Origin of the sequence: Streptomyces sp. ID05-26A, assembly GCF_033794685.1 — a bacterium.
In the GTDB taxonomy this organism is placed as follows: domain Bacteria; phylum Actinomycetota; class Actinomycetes; order Mycobacteriales; family Pseudonocardiaceae; genus Lentzea.
Map to the genome: position 1 here is coordinate 1,270,618 of NZ_JARAYZ010000002.1, position 17,059 is coordinate 1,287,676.

Here is a 17,059-nt window from a genome sequence, read left to right on the forward strand (position 1 = left end):
GTCGTGATGAGCAACGCACCGAGACCCACCATCGCCGCCTTCGTGTCGGCATCAGGTGGCGCCGGCCGGACGAGCACGGTGGCGAACCTGGCGTGGGTGCTGTCCAGCGCGGGCAAGCGGGTCCTGGTCGTCGACTGGGGCTCCGAACCGCCGCGCGTGCCGCAGTTCCTGGAGCCGTTCCACCTCGAGCGGGTGCTGCTGTCCGACGAGACCGGACGTCTGCTCGCGACCGCTTACGACGTCGCGGACCTGACCACGCCGTTCCACCTCGACCGCTACGCCGTGCCCGGCGCCGGCGGGTACGTCGACGTGTTCGCCCCGGCCGGACCGGACGGCTCCGGGCGCGCGTCCGGCGTCGAGTCGCCGTCCGACGCGGGCGCGAAGGACCTGCGCGACCGGCTGCACGCCGAGCCGTACGACGTGGTCCTGGTCGACGCGCCGACGAGCGAGACGGAGGCGGCGCTGGCGTTGATCTCCTCGATCGCGGACGTGGTCGCGGTGTGCTTCGTGCCCAACTCCGGCGCGATCGAACAGGCGGGCAGGCTCGCGAGGCGGTTCCTGCAGCAGGCTGTCTCCCTCCCCCACCTGGTGCCGGTGGCGACCATGTTCGACAGTCGTTCCTCCTCGCGCGCGGACCGCAGCCGGACGCAGATCCGCTCGGCGTTCACCGCGTTGCTCGCGAACCAGACCCCGCGCGTCGAGGGCGATCCGGCGATCGAGATCCCCTACCAGCCGTACGAGGCGTTCGACCCGCTGCTGACGGTGCTCGCCGAGGACGACGGCGCGGAGACCGAGTCCGAACTCCTGAGGCAGTACGGAAGACTCGCCGAAGCGATCACCGCGGGCGAGGTGGCCAGGGTGCCGCGGGTCGCCAGGGCGCTCCAGCAGCGCTACCGGCGCGGCTTCGGCCTCGTCACGAGCACCGAACCCGACCAGGTCCTGGTCGTCTACGCGCCCCGCGACCGGGCGTGGGCGGACTGGGTCCGCAGCATGCTGGAACGCGTCGGCGCCAGGGCGGCGTTCCCCCGCGAGGAACCGGGCTGGCTCGACGACGCGGCCGTGGACGTCCTGGTCGTCGATTCGACGACCGGACCGGCCGCGGCGAACGGCTCCGCGCCCGCCTGGCTGCCGGACACCGTGCCGGACAGGGCGATGTGGATGCTCGTCGAGCAGGCCGCGACCGCGGCCGACGGCCCGCGGCGGTTCGGAGTGGCCGGGCTGGACGAGGCGGCGGCACGACGCCGGCTGCTCACGCGCCTGCGCCTCGTCGACCGCCCGGACGAACCCGGCGCCGAACCCCTCCGGTTCCCCGCCCGCACGCCGTCGGTGCGCAGGAGGCCGCGCAGGCACCCGCGGTTCGTCGGCAGGGACGCCGACCTCGAACAGTTGCGCGACCAGGTGCTGAAATCGCGCGTCACCACGCTGGGCGGCCCGGCGGGCATCGGCAAGAGCGACCTCGCGCTGGAGTACGTCTACCGGTTCACCGGCGACTACGACCTGATCTGGTGGATCCCCGCGCACGACCGCGAGTCCGTGCTCGTGAGCCTCGCCCAGCTCGCGGACCGGATGCGCGAGGAGGACTCCGCCGACTTCCAGTCGACCGAGTACGGCACCACCGGCGCGCTGGAGGTGCTCGCCTCCGGCCTGGCCTACCAGAGCTGGTTGCTGGTGTACGACAACGTGGAGGACGCAGGCGCGATCGAGGGCCTGCTGCCGGACGGCGGCCCCGGCCACGTCGTGATCACCTCCGCGTCCTCCCCCGCGGCCGACGTGACGATCGGCACGCTGCCGGTCAGCGACAGCGTGCGGTTGCTGCTCGAACGGGTGCAGGGGATCAACGTCCCCGCGGCCGAGCAGGTCGCCGCCGCGGCCGGCCACCTACCGCTCGCCCTGCACCTCGCGGCGGGCTGGCTCAGGGAGGCGATCGGCGCGCAACGCAGGGCGGGAGCGCCGTCCGACCACGACGCCGCCGCTTGGGCCGCGCAAACGTTCCTCGATCGGATGAGCGAGGACGAGGCCGGCGGCGCGGACGTCGTCCCCCGTGTGGTCGGCGTGCTCGTGGAGGCGTTGCGCGGCACCCCGACGGGCCGCAACGCGCTCCTGCTGGCGCAGCTCTGCTCGTTCCTGTCCACCCAGGGCATCGACCTGCGGCTGATCCGGTCGTCCACGATGATCGACGCCCTGGTGCGCGCCGGTGGAGCGGACGCCGCGCCGCTCGCGCTCGACTCCTGGGAGGTCGACCGGGCGCTCTGGATCGGCGCCCGGTTCGGTCTGTTCCGCGTCGACTGGGGCTTCGACACCAGCCTGCGGATCCACCGGGTCGTGCAGAAGGTGCTGCAGGAAGCGATGACACCGGACGAACGTGCCCGGCACCAGGCGTGCGTGCTGGGCGTGCTCGCCGCGTACGCACCCATCGAGGTCGAGGAGCAGACCCTGCCGACGCGGGCCGCGAAGTACGTCGAACTGCAGAAGCACGTCTTCGTGTCCGGAGCCCTGGGCAGCGACGACCCGCTGGTGCGGCGCTGGCTCGTGAACCAGCTGAGGTTCCTCTACACCGACGGTGGGGTGAACATCAGCCTCGCGTCGACCGAGCCCGCCCACCGACTGCTGGCCGACTGGACCCGGAGGTTCGGCGCGCAGGACCCGCTGCGCAACAGGCTCGCGACCCAGCTCGCCAACGTCGAACGCCGGCAGGGCAACGACGAGACCGCGCTGGCACTGGACGAGGGCGCCCTGGTGCACCAGCGCCGCTCGCTCGACCTCACCCATCCGCAGACCCTGATCACCGCACGCGGCAAGGGCGGTGACCTGAGGGGCCTCGGGTACTTCGCCGAGGCGCTCGACGAGGACACCGCGACCTGGGAGGGCTCCCGCGAGATCTTCGGCGACGACCACCCCGAGACCCGGCGCGCGGCGAACAACCTGGCGCACTCCCGTTACCTCGCGGGCGACGCGACGGGCGCGCTGTCCCTGGAACGCGACAACATCCGGCGGCTGCGCCGGTTGTTCGGTCCCGACGACAGGCGCACCCGGTGGTCCCAGACGAAGATCGGCATCTTCCTGCGTGAACTCGGGTCCTACGAGGAGGCGCTCGCGACGCTGCAGACGGCGCGGGAGAAGTTGCAGGAGATCAACAGAAGCAACGAGAAGTGGCCCGACCGCGACGAGCTCGCCACCCGGTGGCAGCTCGGCATCGCCCAGCGCCTGAGCGGCAACCCCAGGGCGGCGCAGATCCGCAGCCGCCGCGCGCTCAGCGGGCTCCGCGAGGTGGAGGGTCCGGACCACCCGACCACGATCGCGTGCACGCTCAGCCTCGCGAACGACCTCCGCATGGCGAACGACCCCGCCGGCGCGGTCGTGCTGGCACGTCAGGTGATCACCGCACTGCTCGCCGCACGAGCGCCGGACCACCCGTTCCTCGGGATCGCCCGGCTGTGCCTGGGGTGCGCACTGCGCGCGTCCGGCGAGCAGGCGGAGGGCGAGACCGAGGTGCTGGCCGCGGAGGACGTCCTGCGCGACGGACTCGGCGCCGACCACCCGTGGACGATGGCCGCCGTCGTGGCGCGGGCGCGGGCGGCCGCCGAGCTCGGGCGGACGGCCGAGGCCAAGGAACTCCTGACCGCGGTCAGACGAGACAGCCTCGACTACTTCGGCGCCCGGCACCCGGTCACGATCGTCACCACCAGGAACCTCGGCGTCGTCGCGGGCGCACTCCCCCGGACGGACGCCCGTTGGAAGGACATCCATGTCGACATCCCCCAGACCTGATCCGGAGGAGCCGCTCGTGGAACCGCGTGAGGACCGAGCGGACCACCTGGGCGAGGAGTTCAGGGAGACCGTGTCGGCGTGCCGGGACGTCGTGCGCAAGACCCAGTCGCTCGCCCACGTCGCCCACTACAGCCGGGGCGTGTACGACTTCTCCGTCAACACGCTCGAAGACACCGCCCACCTGAAGTCGTTGCAGAGCCTGGGCAGGCGCCTGGGGTTCGTCGTCAACGAGATGGAACAGTCGCTGCAGGCGGCGCGGACCGGCTCGCTGATCCGCATCGTCGCGCACACCGAACGAGGCGCGGTGATCTGCGAGACCGTCGTACCGCGGGAGTTCGTGGTCGGCGTGTGCCTGTCGGAGCGACGCGAGGGCGAGCCGTTGTCGGCGGCTTCCGACGTGCGCACCGCGGACCACGCCGTGTCCGAGCTCGTGACGGGACTGCGAGCCAGGATCAGCCTGCACTCGCAGAACCCCGGCGGCTGGTCGTCCGAGGACGAGGTGGAGGCCCTGACGTCCATCGAGCCCGCGCGGGAACCCCTCGTCGAGGTGACCGCCGAGGTGCCAGACCGGGTCCTGGCCGCGTGCCGGGCGGCGGTGCGGCACGAAGACCTCCACTACGTCGCGTACTGCGCGGACGGGGCGGTGCTGGCGGAGGTGGACCAGTTCGGTCACCCGTCGATCGCGCCGTTCTTCACCCAGATGACGGTCGAGGCCCGCCGGACGTTCTACCGCGGGTTCAGCCAGGAGCTCGGAACCGTCGCACGCAGGTTCAACCGCCTGGTTGCGGGCAGCGCGCCCGGCGGGCTGCTGATGCGGCTGGTGCTGGACGTCGAACAGGGCGCCGTTTACTACTACCGGCTGAGCACCGGCAGCTATCTGGCCGGTGTCACGATCAACCAGGCGCGTGTCAGTGGCGCGGACGACCGGCTGGCCGCGCTCGCGATCGAGTTGATGTCGTGAACACGGCGGTTGTTGAGGCCCGCACGACCTCGCTACCCTGGGTTCCCCGAGGTGAGGGGGCCTGGATGACCGCCTTGTGGCGTGCCGTCGCACTCCTCTCCTCGCTCGGCGCCGGCTGGGTGATCGCCCACGTCGCGCAACTGGAGGGCGCCGAGTCGTCCACCCTCTACCGCTACTTCGTGACGGCGTTGCTCGGATTCGGGTTGTACGCCAGCACGCGCGGTATCGAGATCGCGGAGTTCCGCGACCAACTCGGCACCGTGCTGCTGGCGGTGACGCTCGGGGTGCTCGCCAAGGCCGTGATGATCGCCGGGGTCGTGTACCTGGTGTTCCGCGATCCTCGGCTGCTCGTGTTCGGCATCGCGGTCGCGCAGATCGACCCGCTGTCGGTGGCGGCGATGCGGTCGAAGTCGAAGATGTCCCCTTCTGCCAAGGCTTTGCTGAGCGCGTGGGCCTCGTTCGACGATCCGATCACCGTGCTGCTCACGGTGTACTTCACCGCTCTCGCACTGCACGCGAGCAACGGCGCGGTGGTGATGTCGGCGGGGCTGAGCGCCTTCTTGGTGAACCTGCTGTGGAACGTGGTGCTGGCGGGCGTCGCATTCCTCGTCTGGAAGGGATTCCAGCGCCTGCGGTTGAGCGCGGGGTGGCAGCTGTTCGCCAACGGTGTCCTGGGTTTCGTGGTGCTCGTGGTGGCGTTCCTCGCGGTGACGCAGGGACTGCTGCTGGCGCTCGCCCTGATCGGCCTGTTCTTCCGCCCGCCGCTCGGCCGGTTCGTCGACGGCGCGACGCAGTTCGCCCTTTACGCGGGGTGTGTCGCCATGGGGCTGGTGCTGGTCGTCGACGAAGCGCGGTGGCTGCTCATCGGCCTCGTGCTCGGGATCGCCGCCTACGCCGCCCAGGTGGTGACGGGGTTCGCCCTGACGACCCCGCGGCGGTGGCGCGGCGACCGGGTCCGGCTCGCGCTGGGCCAGCAGAACGGCCTCACCGCGATCATCCTGGCGTTGCTGCTGGAGCCCGACTTCCCCGGGGCCGTCGCGATCATCGCACCGGCCATCGTCGTCGTGAACCTGCTCAACGCCTTCTGCAACGGGCTGTGGGACCATTTCCGGCCTCCCGCGTGGGAGAGGTCAGGCCTCACTCCCGAGCAGGGACCGCACGGCGGCACCACGAACGCGCGGGCTGAGGTTGTCGAGCGCCGCACGCAGTCTGGCACGCCGTGACGCCTTGCCCACGTCTCCCAGCGTGCTGCCGCGGGCCGTCCACGGCGTCAGGGCCACGAGGGGATCGAGCTTGAACGACGGCAGGAACTCCGTGACGTCGTCGTAGGACTGGCAGATCTGGTCGAGCGCGTTCTCCGCGCGGGGTGAGAGCGCGCCCACGGAGCGGACCGCCTCGTCCGAGCGGAACCACGCCGCCACCCCGTCGCGGAAGGCCCGCACCGCGAGCACCATGTGCGCGGCGACGCCGGTCGCCTCGAAGTAGCCGGTCGAGGACCGCAGCCTGCGTTGCACCGCGTCGAGCACGTCGTGCTGGTCGGCGTCGAAGGCGTCGCGCAGCACGAGATCGATCTGGGTGATCTCCTCCAGCACCGCGATCGCGTCGCGGAAGAGCGTGTCCACTTCGGACGGCACCGCGTCGGGTTCCTCACCGAGACCTCGGCGTTCCTCCCCCGCGTGGCGGCGCTGCTCGCGCACGACGGACGACACCTGGTGCTGCAGCGAGGAGAACTGGCGGTCCGAGGACGAACGCAGGCCGTCGAGGTGGTCGGCGAGCTGTTCCAGGAACTCGTAGGTCTTCTTCTGCTGGAGGGACACCTGGTCGATGCGCTGGTTCACCACTCCGATGGGATCCTCCGCGCTCTCCACGGGATGCCGGTGGGTCACCGCCGCGACCAGTGCCCGGAAGTCCTCGGCGAACCCGCGTTCGGCGTACACCAGGGGTTCGGTGCCGAGCGCCTCCCGCAGTTCGCCGGCGTGCCCTTCCTCGATCACGCCGTTCACGACCAGCACGACCTCGGTGCCACCACTCGCCTCGCGCACCCTGACCACCCTGCGCAGCACGGCTTCGAGGTCCTGCGGGGTGAGGACGGACTCGGTGAACAGCACGGCGCACCCGCCGGAGCGGTTGCCGAAGCTCACCCAGAAGTCCGCCCGCGAATCGGAATCGGCGAGGGAGAGGAGGTACCCGCGTTGGTACGGCCAGCCGTTGGCGTCGAGAACCCGGCGGGCCAGCCAGATGATCTCGTCCGAGCTCAGCGCGCCCAGCTGTCCGCGCGCGACCTCGCGGACCAGTTCGGCGGTGACCCGCGACTCGCCCCGTTCCAGCACCAGGTGGTAGAGCCCGTGGCACATCCGGATCACCTTGCGCGCGTGCCCGCCCGTCAGTTCCACCACGTACGCGACGGTCTCGGGCGTGAACGGCTCCAGTCGCCGGACCCGCAGCTCCGCCTCCTGGACGTCCTGGATGAACGTGACCACCTGCTCCGCGCTCATCCCGGCGGGCCGGATGACGTAGGTGAGGCGTTCTTTGACGCTGTCGTCGAGCATCTCCAGGAACTCGGGATAACCGCACAGGACGAGGAACGCACCCGCGTTGGCGAAGACCTCCATCATGCGCTGGAACGCCCGCAGCACCCGGTCCCGGTCGTGGGCGGGCGGGAAGAGCTTGTGGACCTCGTCGATCACCAGCAGGAACCGGCGTTCCTCCCCGCCGAACAGCAGCGCGAACAATCCCATCGCCTCGAGGACGTCCACGTCCGTCTTGATGGGCTTGGTGATGTCGCGCTCGACCAGGATCGGGTCGGGCTCCGCGCCGGTCAGCCAGCTCCACACCGCGGCGTCGAAGCCGGGGCGCAGCAGCAGGGTGAGCGCTATGCAGAAGCTCTCGTTGTCCGTGACGTCCGACAGCTTCTGCCGCACCCGGCGGAGCAGGGCGCTCTCCATGAGCTGCAACTGCTCCACTACCTCGTGCGGTTCGACCAGCCGGTCGCGCAACAGGTCCACGGCACGGTGCGCCAGCCCGGTGTGCTGGAGCTCCTGGGCGACGACGTCGGCGTAGAAGTCGCTGACGCGCTTGCGCACCCGGTCGAGGTCGAGGCCGCTGGTGAACCGCTGGTAGGACTCGACGAGGTCGATCCCGGTGGCCTCGATGCCCATGGCGCGGTCCTGGTCGTCCGCCGCCGTCGCCATGTGCCGCAGCAGGTGCCGGGCGAGGTGCGTCTTGCCCGTGCCGTACTCGCCTAGAACGGCCAGCACAACGCCGGGCGGCCGCTTGTCCACACGGGACGCCGGTGCCGCCAGGTAGGTGTCCAGATAGGACGTCGCGGCGTTCACCGCCTCGGTCGGCACCGTGATGTCGGCGGCCGTGTCGTCACCGAAGCGACTGAGCCGGGCGACCGCCATGGGCGAGAAAGGGTTGCGGTTGGACGGGTCGGCAGCTTGTCCGCTCATGACGTCCCCGATTCCTTGTGCACGATGGCGGAGGCGGTCGCATCGATGTCCTCGATGGTCACCTGTTCCTCGTTCACGTACCTGTCTCCGTTTTCCCGCCGGCGTTCATAGGTACTGTGCAGGCTCTGTTGCAACTGCGCCACCGATCGGAGCCTTCCACCGGCGGCGTTGGACGTTTCGTCACTCATTAGAGGAAAACGGCCGAGACCCTTGCTCTGGTTCATCCGAGCCGCCACGAAGCGCCTCACGTCACCGTCGACAAGCGTTCCCACGCGCAGAGTGACCGGCATGGTGAAACTGCCCACCGACGCGACGATAGAGGACTCCCTCTTCGCGTCGATCCACTCGGACTCGAACATGAACAGCACTTTCTCGCTGAGCATCCGGGCATAGGAGACGATTTCACTCGCCAGCTCCACCGGGGGCATCAGCAACACGAGCGCACGGTCGGGGAGCAGCCAGCCGCCGAGGTTGGGATAGACGCTGTCCGGTTCCTTGCGGTTCTCCTTGAACTCCGCCAGCCCCTCCGCGGTGAGCACCTTCTCGCGCCGCACGTGGTCGTAGAGCCGATCGGAGACCTTGGCCATGCGGGCCTGCACGTCGATGCGCTCCGCCCTGCCGATCGTGACGGTCGCGTCGACCACCGCGGCCGTGAGCCCGTGGTCCGCGCGCAGCCGGGTCGCCACCCAGGCGGCACACCGGTTGACCATCGCGGACTTCCCGCAGCCCGAGTCACCCGTCACGAGCGCGAGCCGTCCTTCCTCGACGAGCGAGAAGAGACTTCCCATCGCGGACTGGAACTTCGTGTACTGCGCGGCACTGTCGTCCACGTCCACGTAGAGCTGCTCGTGGTGGGGGTACTTGAACGGGCGCAACGGCTTCACCGACGAGTCGAACTCCTGCACCGCGAAGGGGTTTATCGGTTCCGTCATCGCGCGCGCCACCACCCCAGCAGCGGCGAGGTGAGCGCCGCCGACACGGTGAGCAGGTCCTCGCGCAAGCCAGTCAGCCCCTCGGCGCACTGCTGCTGCGAGGTCCTGGTCTGCTCGTTGCTGACGTCCCAGCCGGCCGTCATGTCGGGCCCGAACCTGCCGGTCGTCAGCTCGAGGGTCATCCGTCGCGGTTTCCGCCACCAGCGGCGTTCCGAGCGCACCACGGCCAACTGGTGTTCGAGCCTGCTCCGCTTCGCGTCGAGCTCGGTGTGCGGCTTGGAGGGGACCCACTCGTCCAGATAGGAGACCGCTTCCTCGTGGAACTCCTTCACGGCCAGGCGCAACGCGTCCGCGAGCACCCGTCCGCGGTTGATCCGGTCCCACCACGCGGCGGCCAGGAAGGCGAGCAGCGCGCCGGCGACACCGGTGAGGAACGGCAATGCGATCGTCAGCGCGCTCGGCTGCGGCGTCTTCTGCGCGCCGTAGAGCGCCTCACAGGCCCGGTCGAAATCCGCGGTCTTGTTCTTGCGCCATGCGGCCAGATCCGCCTCCGGCCGCAGATCCAGCACCTGAGCCGTCTCGTTGAGCGCGGATCGTTGTGCGGCGGACAGGCAGAAGGCCACTTTCGCGTCATCAGGATCCGCGATGGCGACTGCGGAACCGCCCACGGTGAACGAGCACAGCAGTAGCACGAGCTGCGCGGCCCACAAAGCCCGCATACCGCTCCCCCTGGTCCGCTGGAAAACCAACTCTACTCACGCGAGAGTCGCATGTCAGGAATTCCGCGTTACCGACGCGCCCCGAACGGCCCAACTTTTCACCACTTCACACGCACCTCATCCGCGGACCGCGGGCCGCGTTCTGCGGCATAGCGTCACAATGCAGCAGCGAGTTACTTCTTTCGAGCACATTCTCATTCTGATGGAATTTCGACGTGAGGTGGGTGGCGGCTCGAACGCCTGGCTGAACCGCCTCGGCGTGATCCGGTTGTGCGGCCGGCCGGGAACAGATCAGCCGAGCCCCAGTCCCGGAAACTCCACGGCGGCCGCCTCTTCGCGGGCCGGTTCGTGCCACGCGCGATAGCCGAGTTCGTCTGGAGTGACGATTCCGTACGCCTCGTGCAGCGCGGCAGTGCAGCTCCGCGCCAACCGCACGAACTCGGCGGTGAGTGCGGGGCGTCGCAGCGAGGACGTCCAGTTGGGCTGTGCGACATCGGGTTCGGCCCAGTCGAACCGGCGCAGCTGGAACTCGTCGGCGTCCGGCACGACGTCCGTCGCCGGGGCTTCCGCGTAGAGGCGGTCTGGCGCGCCCGCGAACTGCACGTACCGCTTCGGGTCTGCCTTCGCGTGGACGACGAGGAAGACGCGGTCGGTCACGTCGCGGACCGTGTCCGCCAGGCGTTCGGTGAACCGATCCCAGTCGTGCGCGAGCTTCCACGGCATCGGGACCGGTGTGATCGTGGTGGTGAACCGCAGTCGCGGGTCGTCGAACGCGATCACTTTCGCGAGCGGGCTGCGGTGATCGGCACGTTCGAAGCCCTCCGCGACCGCCTTCGGGTCGCGTGTGGTCACCATGTAGCCGTGTGACTCGCTGGAGCTGACCTCGACGGGCATGCCTCGATAGGTGCCGGGGCGGGAGAGATCGTAGCAGTCCAGCACGTCGTCGTGTGCGAGTTGCCGCACGAAGGTGTGCTTTCCCGTCTTGGTGAACGACTCGTCGACCGCCTCGTTCGACGTGATCCACCACTTGCCGGGCATGTGCTGCAGCCGGTAGTCGACGTCGTGGTACCGGACGAAACGTCCGGGCACCGGGAGGCGATCGCTGTTCTGGTTCACGGGTGTCCGGCCTTCCGGTCGAGCTCGACGCCCTGAGGGGTCCGGAACATCGCTCTGAGGCTCCTCTGGTTGAGGCTGAACGAGATCCGCCCTGCGGACGCGGTGTCCCAGGTCGCGGAGCTCGTCCCCTCGAAGTCGCGCATCGCCGGCGCGCCCCAGCGGACTTCACCTTCGCGCACCGCCAGGGCGAAGGCGTCCCCGAGGAACCGCCTCGACTCGGGGGTGACCTCGCGGATCGTGTCCGCCAGGCCGAAGCCGAGGCAGGACAGGTCGCCCCTGGCGCCGATGGTCGACACGTCCGGGACGGTGAACCCGGACACCGTGTTCATGAGGCAGGGGACGCCGTCGTCGATCTCGATCGTCCATCCGAGCCACTCGACGGCCAGCTGCTGCACCTGGTCACGGGTGAGCGGCCACGGCGCGACCTCCCAGAAGTCCACGAGGTCGCAGGCCTCGTCCGCGGTCATCGCTGTCCAGCCCACGTCGAAAGCCCTTTCGATCAGTGTTCCGCGATCGGTGGGACCTGGCGCAGGTGCCCGCGGATCCGGTCGAACTCGGCCGCCATCTCCGGGGACGCGAGGAAGTCGTCCAAACGCGCGGAGACCTCGTAGTCCACCGCCTCCAGCGACCGGATCGCCAGCTGCACGACGAACTCGGGGTCGCGGTCGGCGAGGAAGCCCGCCCAGTGGTCCAGGGCTTCCAGCGCCCACAGCACCTGCGGGTCCATGTCCCCGTCCGACAGCGTTCCCCGGTCGATCGTGTCGAGCCACGCGCGCAGGCGGTCCGGCGCGCTGCCCGCCGGGTCCGTCCGCGCCTGCGCGAACGCCTGCTGGGCGTCTTCGTCGAACTCGGCCTCCGCCGCGTCCGCGAGGTCGTCGGCCGCGGTCAGCCTCACCACCGTCGATGCGGCGAACCGGTGCCGCTGCTCGTCATCGGCTGCGGTGACCAGCTCGCGGACGGCCTGCTCGACCTCGTCGTAGCGCACGGCGGCATTCAACCAGGCCGGCTCGCCGTGCATTGTGGACGGTGGGCGCGTCAGGAGAACTGCGGGGCGACGGGTGCGGCGAGCTGGCTGCTGAGCAGCGTGTTGTCCACTTGGTCCAGAGCGAGTCGCAGCGCCCCCAGTGCGACGCCTTCGTCGCTGAGGCTGGAAGCACGCAGTTCCGGCACTCGCAGGCAGTGCTTGGCGAGTTCGCGGCGCAACGGGTCGAGGACCAGGTCCGCGGAACGGGAGAACCCGCCGCCGTAGACGACGATCTGCGGGTCGAGGGTGAGCACGAGGGCGGCGACGCCGACCGCGAGGTCGCGGATGTAGCGCTGGACGGCGGTCTTCGCCGCGCTGTCGCCTTCCCGTGCGGCCTGGAACACCCAGGCCGCGGCCTCACCGGGTTTGGCACCCGAGGGCACTCCGGGGAAGGCCGCGAGGTGCTCCGGCGCGTTGAGCCACCGCACGGCCTTGAGCGCTCCTATCTCTCCGGCCACACCGCCGTGACCGCGGCGGAGGGTGCCGTCGATGATGAGGCCCGCGCCGGTGCGCAGACCGGCGAGCAGGTACACGATGTCGTCGGCGTCCTGGGCGACGCCCTTCCAGCGTTCGGCGACCGCGGCGAGCTTGCAGTCGTTCTCCACCCGGATCGGGCAGGTGAACCGCGTCCGCAGGTGGGCGACGGGATCGGCCTCGCTCCACCCCGGCAAGGGGGTGGAGATGATGCTGCGGCCGTTCTCGTCGACCGGGCCGGTGACTCCCATCGTGACCGCCCAGATGTCGGCGGGCGCCATCCCGGCTTCGCGCAGCACGTCGTCGATCGTCCGGTCCACCGCCGCGAGTCGTTCACCGGGACCGGCCTGCGGGTCGGCCGGGCGGCGCAGGGACTGGACCAGGTTCCCCTCCAGGTCGCAGAGCATGACGAGGATCTTGTGCACACCGACGTCGATGCCGAGCACGTGTCCGGCGTCGGCGCGGAAGCGGTAGCGCCGGGCCGGCCGCCCCACCGTGCTGCTGGCCCCCGGTTCCTCGACCTCGGCCCAGCCGTCGGCCACCAGCTGTTGCACGAGCACGTCCGCCGCGGGCCGGGACAGGCCCGTCCGGCCCGCGAGCTCGGTGACGGTCGACGGCGCGGTGCCGCGCAGGGCCCACAGGACGGACAGCTGGTTCATCTCCCGCATCCGGGAGAGGTCTGTTCCGCTCATCGCCATGCTGTGCCCCTCTGAAAAGCGCGTACCACCACTTAATAATGCTACGCAGTTTACTAAGTCCGGTCGTGCGCCTGCTCAGGCGATCGGATACACCTGCTCCGCGCCGGGATCGACCGCCGCGGTGAAGTCGGTCTCGCGCCCGTCGAGCGAGAACCGGTAGCGCCCCAGCTTGCGGACGTCGGGCCGGTGCTCGAGGTACCGGGTCATCGCCTCCAGTTCGTCGGGGCGCAGCCAGCCGGGCGGATCCGAGATCGCGCGGAAGCCGCAGACGTCGGCCAGGTCGCGCAGCCAGCTCTGCTGCTGGTCGGTGAGCAGGTTGAGGCGGCTGCGGAAGTACACGACGTCCGGGTCGACTTCGAGCAGCGGCGCGTGCCACAGGCGGTGCAGGGTGTTGACGACTGCGTTGCGCGCCAACGCGTCGGAGGGGTCCTGGGTGGCGTAGTGGTCCCACATCGGGGCGACGTCGGGACCGCTGCGCAGCCCGTCGACCAGGCCGAGTGAGGGCAGCAGTGGCGCGCCACTGGCCAGCAGATAGGCCTCGTCCCCCGCTGCCTCCCGGATGGCGCGCAGACCGGTCTGGTACGCCTCCTCGCGGTCCACGTCGGCGAAACGGGACCCCGGCGTCGTGCCGGCCTGGAGGAAGTCGAGCTTGAGGTAGGTGAACCCCCACTCGTGGGTGACGCGGTGGATCGTCTCCCGCAGGTGGTCCTGCACCGCGCGCAGGGTGAGGTCGAGCGTCCAGTACCCGGTCCCCCAGTTGTGGCCCGCGACGACCGGCTCTCCGCCGGCGTCGCGCAGCAGGAGTTCCGGCCGCTTGCGCGCGGTCTGGGAGTCGGGGTGGACGATGAACGGCGCGAGCCACAGACCGGGACGCAGCCCCGCGTCCGTGATCCGACCGGCCAGTGCCCGCATCCCGGCGGGGAACTTGCCGTTGGCGTGCCAGTCGCCCACCTCCTCCTCCCAGCCGTCGTCGATCTGGGCGACGTCGAAGGGCAGGCCGCGCAGGGCCGTGATGTCCTTGGAGAGCTGGTCCTCGGTGATGTTCTCGTAGTAGGCGTACCAGCTGCACCACACGTCGCCGGCCCGTTTGGTGCTGTGCCCGAGCCTTGCACCGAGCTGCTCCGCGTAGGCGGCGAAGACCTCGTCCTCGTCGCCGTACGCGAGCAGCCACGGGGCCCCGCCGGACTCGTACCAGCCGACGAGCGTGTCCCGGTCCGCGGCGAGCCGGGGCACACCGAGACCCAGCGCGCCGAGGAGCAGAACGCGGCCGTCCTGCCCTTCCAGGGCCGCCACCGCCGAGGAGTGGTGCCGGCTCGGGTCGTCCCAAGTGGAGTCGTCCGCGGTGAGACGGCGTTCCGCACTGGCGATGCGCAAGGGCACGTCGGAGAGACGGCGCCACCCGCAGGGACTCCAGGAGTTGTGTCCGTGCCGGTAGAAGAGCGCGTCGCCGAGTCCGTGCAGGAGGGCCACTCGGCCGGGCGGCAGGAGCAGGCCTCCGTTGACGAGCCGCGGAATGGCGCTGCCCTCGAGCTCGGCGCCGAACGTGCGGCCGCCGACGGTCAGGAATTGGGCCATGGTGTCCTCACGTGAGATGGGCGAACGGCTACTTGAAGAGGGCGTTGACCTTGTTGTTCAGGTCCTTCAACCCCTCGTCCGCCTTGGCGTCGCCGAGGACGACGGACTGGATGGCGTCCTGGACCATCAGGTTGAGCTCGGTGCCGTGCTCCGTGATGGGCAGCAGGAAGGTGTTCTTCGCGGCGCCGGTGAAGGCGCGCACGTCCCGGCCCTGGGCCTCGTGCGCGGCATCCGCTTTCGCGCTGGCACTGGTGATGGCGGGGAACACCACGGCACGCTGGGCGACGCGGTCCTGGCAGTCGGACGACCCCAGGAACCTGACCCACTTCCAGGCCTGCTCCGGATGCTTGCTCCCGGCCCAGATGGCGTCGGACAGGCCGTTGATGGGGCTCTTGCGTCCCGACGGTCCGGCCGGCAGGGGCTTGAAGGCGAACTTCTGCTTCACCTTCGGGTCGGTGAAGGTGAGGATGGTCCACGAGCCGGTGAAGGAGATCGCGCCCTTGCCCGCGAGGAGCAACTCCGAGTTGGCGACGCTGGACTGCTTGTCGAGACGGGGTGCGTACCCCTTGTCGATGAGGCGCTTGAACCAGGTGATGGTCTCGGCGAGCTTGGGGTCGTCGTACTTGTACCGGGTGCCCCAGGGGTTCTTGTCGAGGTAGCTGAACCCGTTGGCCGCGGCGAGGATGCCCCAGCCGTTCTGCCCGTTGCCGCCGTCGGCCCACTCGGGGAGGAACCCGAAGACCTGGACGTTGTTCTTGTCGAACGCGGGGTCGAGACCGTTGCGGCCGTTGGTGTCCACTGTGGCCTTGGCGATCACCTGCTCGAACGTGCCGCCGTCGGCCGGGTTCCAGGTGAGGTCCTCCAGCTGCGCGGGGTCGACGCCCTGCTTGCCCAGCGCCTCGGTGTTGACCACCAGCGCCATCGTGTCCCAGTCCTTCGGCAGCCCGTAGCGCTTGCCGTCCTTGACCCACACGTCGCTCAGGCCCTGCTGGTAGGCGCTCAGGTCGACCTTGTCGCGCTGGACGAACGGTTCCACGTCCAGGAGCTGGTTCTGGGTGGCGAACTGCGGGTAGTAGGTGCTCTGGTTGGTCCACACGTCGGGGGCCTCGCCCGAGGCGAGCTGGGTGGTGAGGTTCTGCCAGTACTGGTTCCAGGCCGTCTGCGAGATCTTGACCGTGATGTCCGGGTTGGCGGCGTGGAACGCGTCGGCGCACTCCTGGTAGGCGGCCAGCTGCCGGTCGTCCCACAGCCAGTAGTCCAGCGTCGTCGCTCCCCCGGCGCTGTCACCGCCGCTCCCGCACGCGGCGAGGGGAACGGTGAGGGCGAGGCTGAGCAGGAGGGCACCGGCGCGCCGGCGTGTGGATCGCATGATGTGTCTGCCTCTCAGGTCGGTCCGGCTCACTTGATGCCGGTGAAGTTGAGGGACTCGACCAGGCGGCGGCCGAGGAAGATCAGCAGTACGAGCACGGGCAGCACGGTCAGGGTCGAACCGGCCATCAGCCCGGTCCAGTCGGGCTGGGTGTTGGGAGACTGCTGCAGGAAGATGCCGAGTGCGACCGTCAGCACCCTGGTCTCCTCGTCACGTCCGGTCAGCAACGGCCACAGGTAGTCCTTCCAGGCCCACACCGCGGTGGTCAGTCCGATGGTGAGCAACGGGCCACGGCTCATCGGCAGCACGACGCGCCAGAACATGCCCCAGCCGCCCACACCGTCCAATGTGGCCGCTTCCTCGATCTCGCGGGGGATCGACAGGAAGAACTGGCGCAGGAAGAACACCGCGAACGGGGTCATGAGCACGGTCGGGGCGACCATGCCCGCGAAGGTGTTCAGCCAGCCGAGGTTCTTCACGAGCACGAAGTTGGGCAGCAGGGTGAAGATCGGCGGCACCATGAGCGCCGCGACCAGCGCACCGAAGACCAGGTCCCTGCCGGGAAAGCGGAGCCGGGCGAAGGCGTAGCCGGCCATCGCGCAGCACAGCGTCTGCACGACCGTGATCAGTCCGCAGTAGACGAACGAGTTGAGCAGGTAGCGCAGGAAGTCCACCTTGGCCCCGGAACCGCCGGCCTCCCGCGACTCCTCCAGGCTCGTCAGCCCGAGCACCCGGAGGAAATTGATCATCGTCGGGTTGTCCGGCAGCAGGCCGACGCCGTCCGAGTACAGGTCGGCCGCGGGGGTGAGCGCGGTGCGCACCATCCAGTAGAACGGGAAGATCGTCGCCACGGCGGCCACGGCCAGCAGAGTCCAGGCAGCGATCCGGCCCCACGAGATCCGAGCCTGCGGGATCCGAGCGGGTGGGATCCGAGCGGGCGGGGTCTGGGTACGAGCGGGTGTCACGGCACT

The 17,059-nt window shown here is 69.9% G+C and carries 13 protein-coding genes; 3 read left to right on the top strand and 10 right to left on the bottom strand.

What is annotated here, in order from left to right; all coding sequences use genetic code 11:
• Nucleotides 1-6: 6 nt before the first annotated feature.
• The 3 genes from fxsT to PV646_RS21595 all read left to right on the top strand — a co-directional run bounded on the left by fxsT (nt 7) and on the right by PV646_RS21595 (nt 5,952).
• A complete protein-coding gene (gene fxsT / locus PV646_RS21585; RefSeq protein ID WP_500343968.1) occupies nt 7-3,768 on the top strand; it encodes an FxSxx-COOH system tetratricopeptide repeat protein in 3,762 nt (1,253 codons plus the stop codon).
• Between the two features lie 16 nt (nt 3,769-3,784).
• Nucleotides 3,785-4,729: a hypothetical protein gene (locus PV646_RS21590; protein ID WP_500343969.1), complete on the top strand. Its 945-nt coding sequence runs from the start codon at nt 3,785-3,787 to the stop codon at nt 4,727-4,729.
• Between the two features lie 65 nt (nt 4,730-4,794).
• Complete coding sequence (locus tag PV646_RS21595; RefSeq protein WP_500343970.1) at nt 4,795-5,952, top strand: hypothetical protein; 1,158 nt, start codon at nt 4,795-4,797, stop codon at nt 5,950-5,952.
• Here the strand turns inward: PV646_RS21595 and PV646_RS21600 are convergent.
• From PV646_RS21600 to PV646_RS21645, 10 genes are all read right to left on the bottom strand, one after another.
• Nucleotides 5,860-8,181: a hypothetical protein gene (locus PV646_RS21600; RefSeq protein ID WP_500343971.1), complete on the bottom strand. Its 2,322-nt coding sequence runs from the start codon at nt 8,179-8,181 to the stop codon at nt 5,860-5,862. The two genes, PV646_RS21595 and PV646_RS21600, sit on opposite strands and share 93 nt — an antisense overlap.
• The gene (locus PV646_RS21605; protein WP_500343972.1) at nt 8,178-9,113 is read right to left on the bottom strand and encodes a hypothetical protein; all 936 of its coding nucleotides are present in this window, start codon (nt 9,111-9,113) and stop codon (nt 8,178-8,180) included. Before PV646_RS21605 ends, PV646_RS21600 begins: the two co-directional genes overlap by 4 nt.
• Nucleotides 9,110-9,832: a hypothetical protein gene (locus tag PV646_RS21610; RefSeq protein WP_500343973.1), complete on the bottom strand. Its 723-nt coding sequence runs from the start codon at nt 9,830-9,832 to the stop codon at nt 9,110-9,112. Before PV646_RS21610 ends, PV646_RS21605 begins: the two co-directional genes overlap by 4 nt.
• Nucleotides 9,833-10,123: 291 nt before the next feature.
• The gene (locus tag PV646_RS21615) at nt 10,124-10,921 is read right to left on the bottom strand and encodes a TY-Chap domain-containing protein (protein WP_500343974.1); all 798 of its coding nucleotides are present in this window, start codon (nt 10,919-10,921) and stop codon (nt 10,124-10,126) included.
• Between the two features lie 23 nt (nt 10,922-10,944).
• Complete coding sequence (locus PV646_RS21620) at nt 10,945-11,430, bottom strand: DUF6301 family protein (RefSeq protein WP_500343975.1); 486 nt, start codon at nt 11,428-11,430, stop codon at nt 10,945-10,947.
• 17 nt (nt 11,431-11,447) lie between these two features.
• On the bottom strand, nt 11,448-11,933 hold the full coding sequence (locus tag PV646_RS21625; RefSeq protein WP_500343976.1) for a hypothetical protein: 486 nt from the start codon (nt 11,931-11,933) through the stop codon (nt 11,448-11,450).
• 50 nt (nt 11,934-11,983) lie between these two features.
• Entirely contained in the window at nt 11,984-13,138 is a 1,155-nt protein-coding gene (locus PV646_RS21630) for an ROK family protein (protein ID WP_500343977.1), read from the bottom strand.
• Between the two features lie 81 nt (nt 13,139-13,219).
• Nucleotides 13,220-14,719 (bottom strand): glycoside hydrolase family 36 protein, encoded by a 1,500-nt coding sequence (locus PV646_RS21635; protein WP_500343978.1) that lies wholly within the window; start codon nt 14,717-14,719, stop codon nt 13,220-13,222.
• Between the two features lie 28 nt (nt 14,720-14,747).
• Complete coding sequence (locus PV646_RS21640) at nt 14,748-16,088, bottom strand: ABC transporter substrate-binding protein (RefSeq protein ID WP_500343979.1); 1,341 nt, start codon at nt 16,086-16,088, stop codon at nt 14,748-14,750.
• A 29-nt stretch (nt 16,089-16,117) separates the two neighbouring features.
• Entirely contained in the window at nt 16,118-17,053 is a 936-nt protein-coding gene (locus PV646_RS21645; RefSeq protein WP_500343980.1) for a carbohydrate ABC transporter permease, read from the bottom strand.
• Nucleotides 17,054-17,059 lie beyond the last annotated feature (6 nt).

Coding starts and splice junctions, on each gene's coding strand:
- PV646_RS21640 (WP_500343979.1), bottom strand. CDS start 16,088: ATGCGATCCACACGCCGGCGCGCCGGTGCCCTCCTGCTCAGCCTCGCC.
- PV646_RS21605 (WP_500343972.1), bottom strand. CDS start 9,113: ATGACGGAACCGATAAACCCCTTCGCGGTGCAGGAGTTCGACTCGTCG.
- PV646_RS21635 (WP_500343978.1), bottom strand. CDS start 14,719: ATGGCCCAATTCCTGACCGTCGGCGGCCGCACGTTCGGCGCCGAGCTC.
- PV646_RS21630 (WP_500343977.1), bottom strand. CDS start 13,138: ATGAGCGGAACAGACCTCTCCCGGATGCGGGAGATGAACCAGCTGTCC.
- PV646_RS21600 (WP_500343971.1), bottom strand. CDS start 8,181: ATGAGCGGACAAGCTGCCGACCCGTCCAACCGCAACCCTTTCTCGCCC.
- PV646_RS21595 (WP_500343970.1), top strand. CDS start 4,795: ATGACCGCCTTGTGGCGTGCCGTCGCACTCCTCTCCTCGCTCGGCGCC.
- fxsT (WP_500343968.1), top strand. CDS start 7: ATGAGCAACGCACCGAGACCCACCATCGCCGCCTTCGTGTCGGCATCA.
- PV646_RS21610 (WP_500343973.1), bottom strand. CDS start 9,832: ATGCGGGCTTTGTGGGCCGCGCAGCTCGTGCTACTGCTGTGCTCGTTC.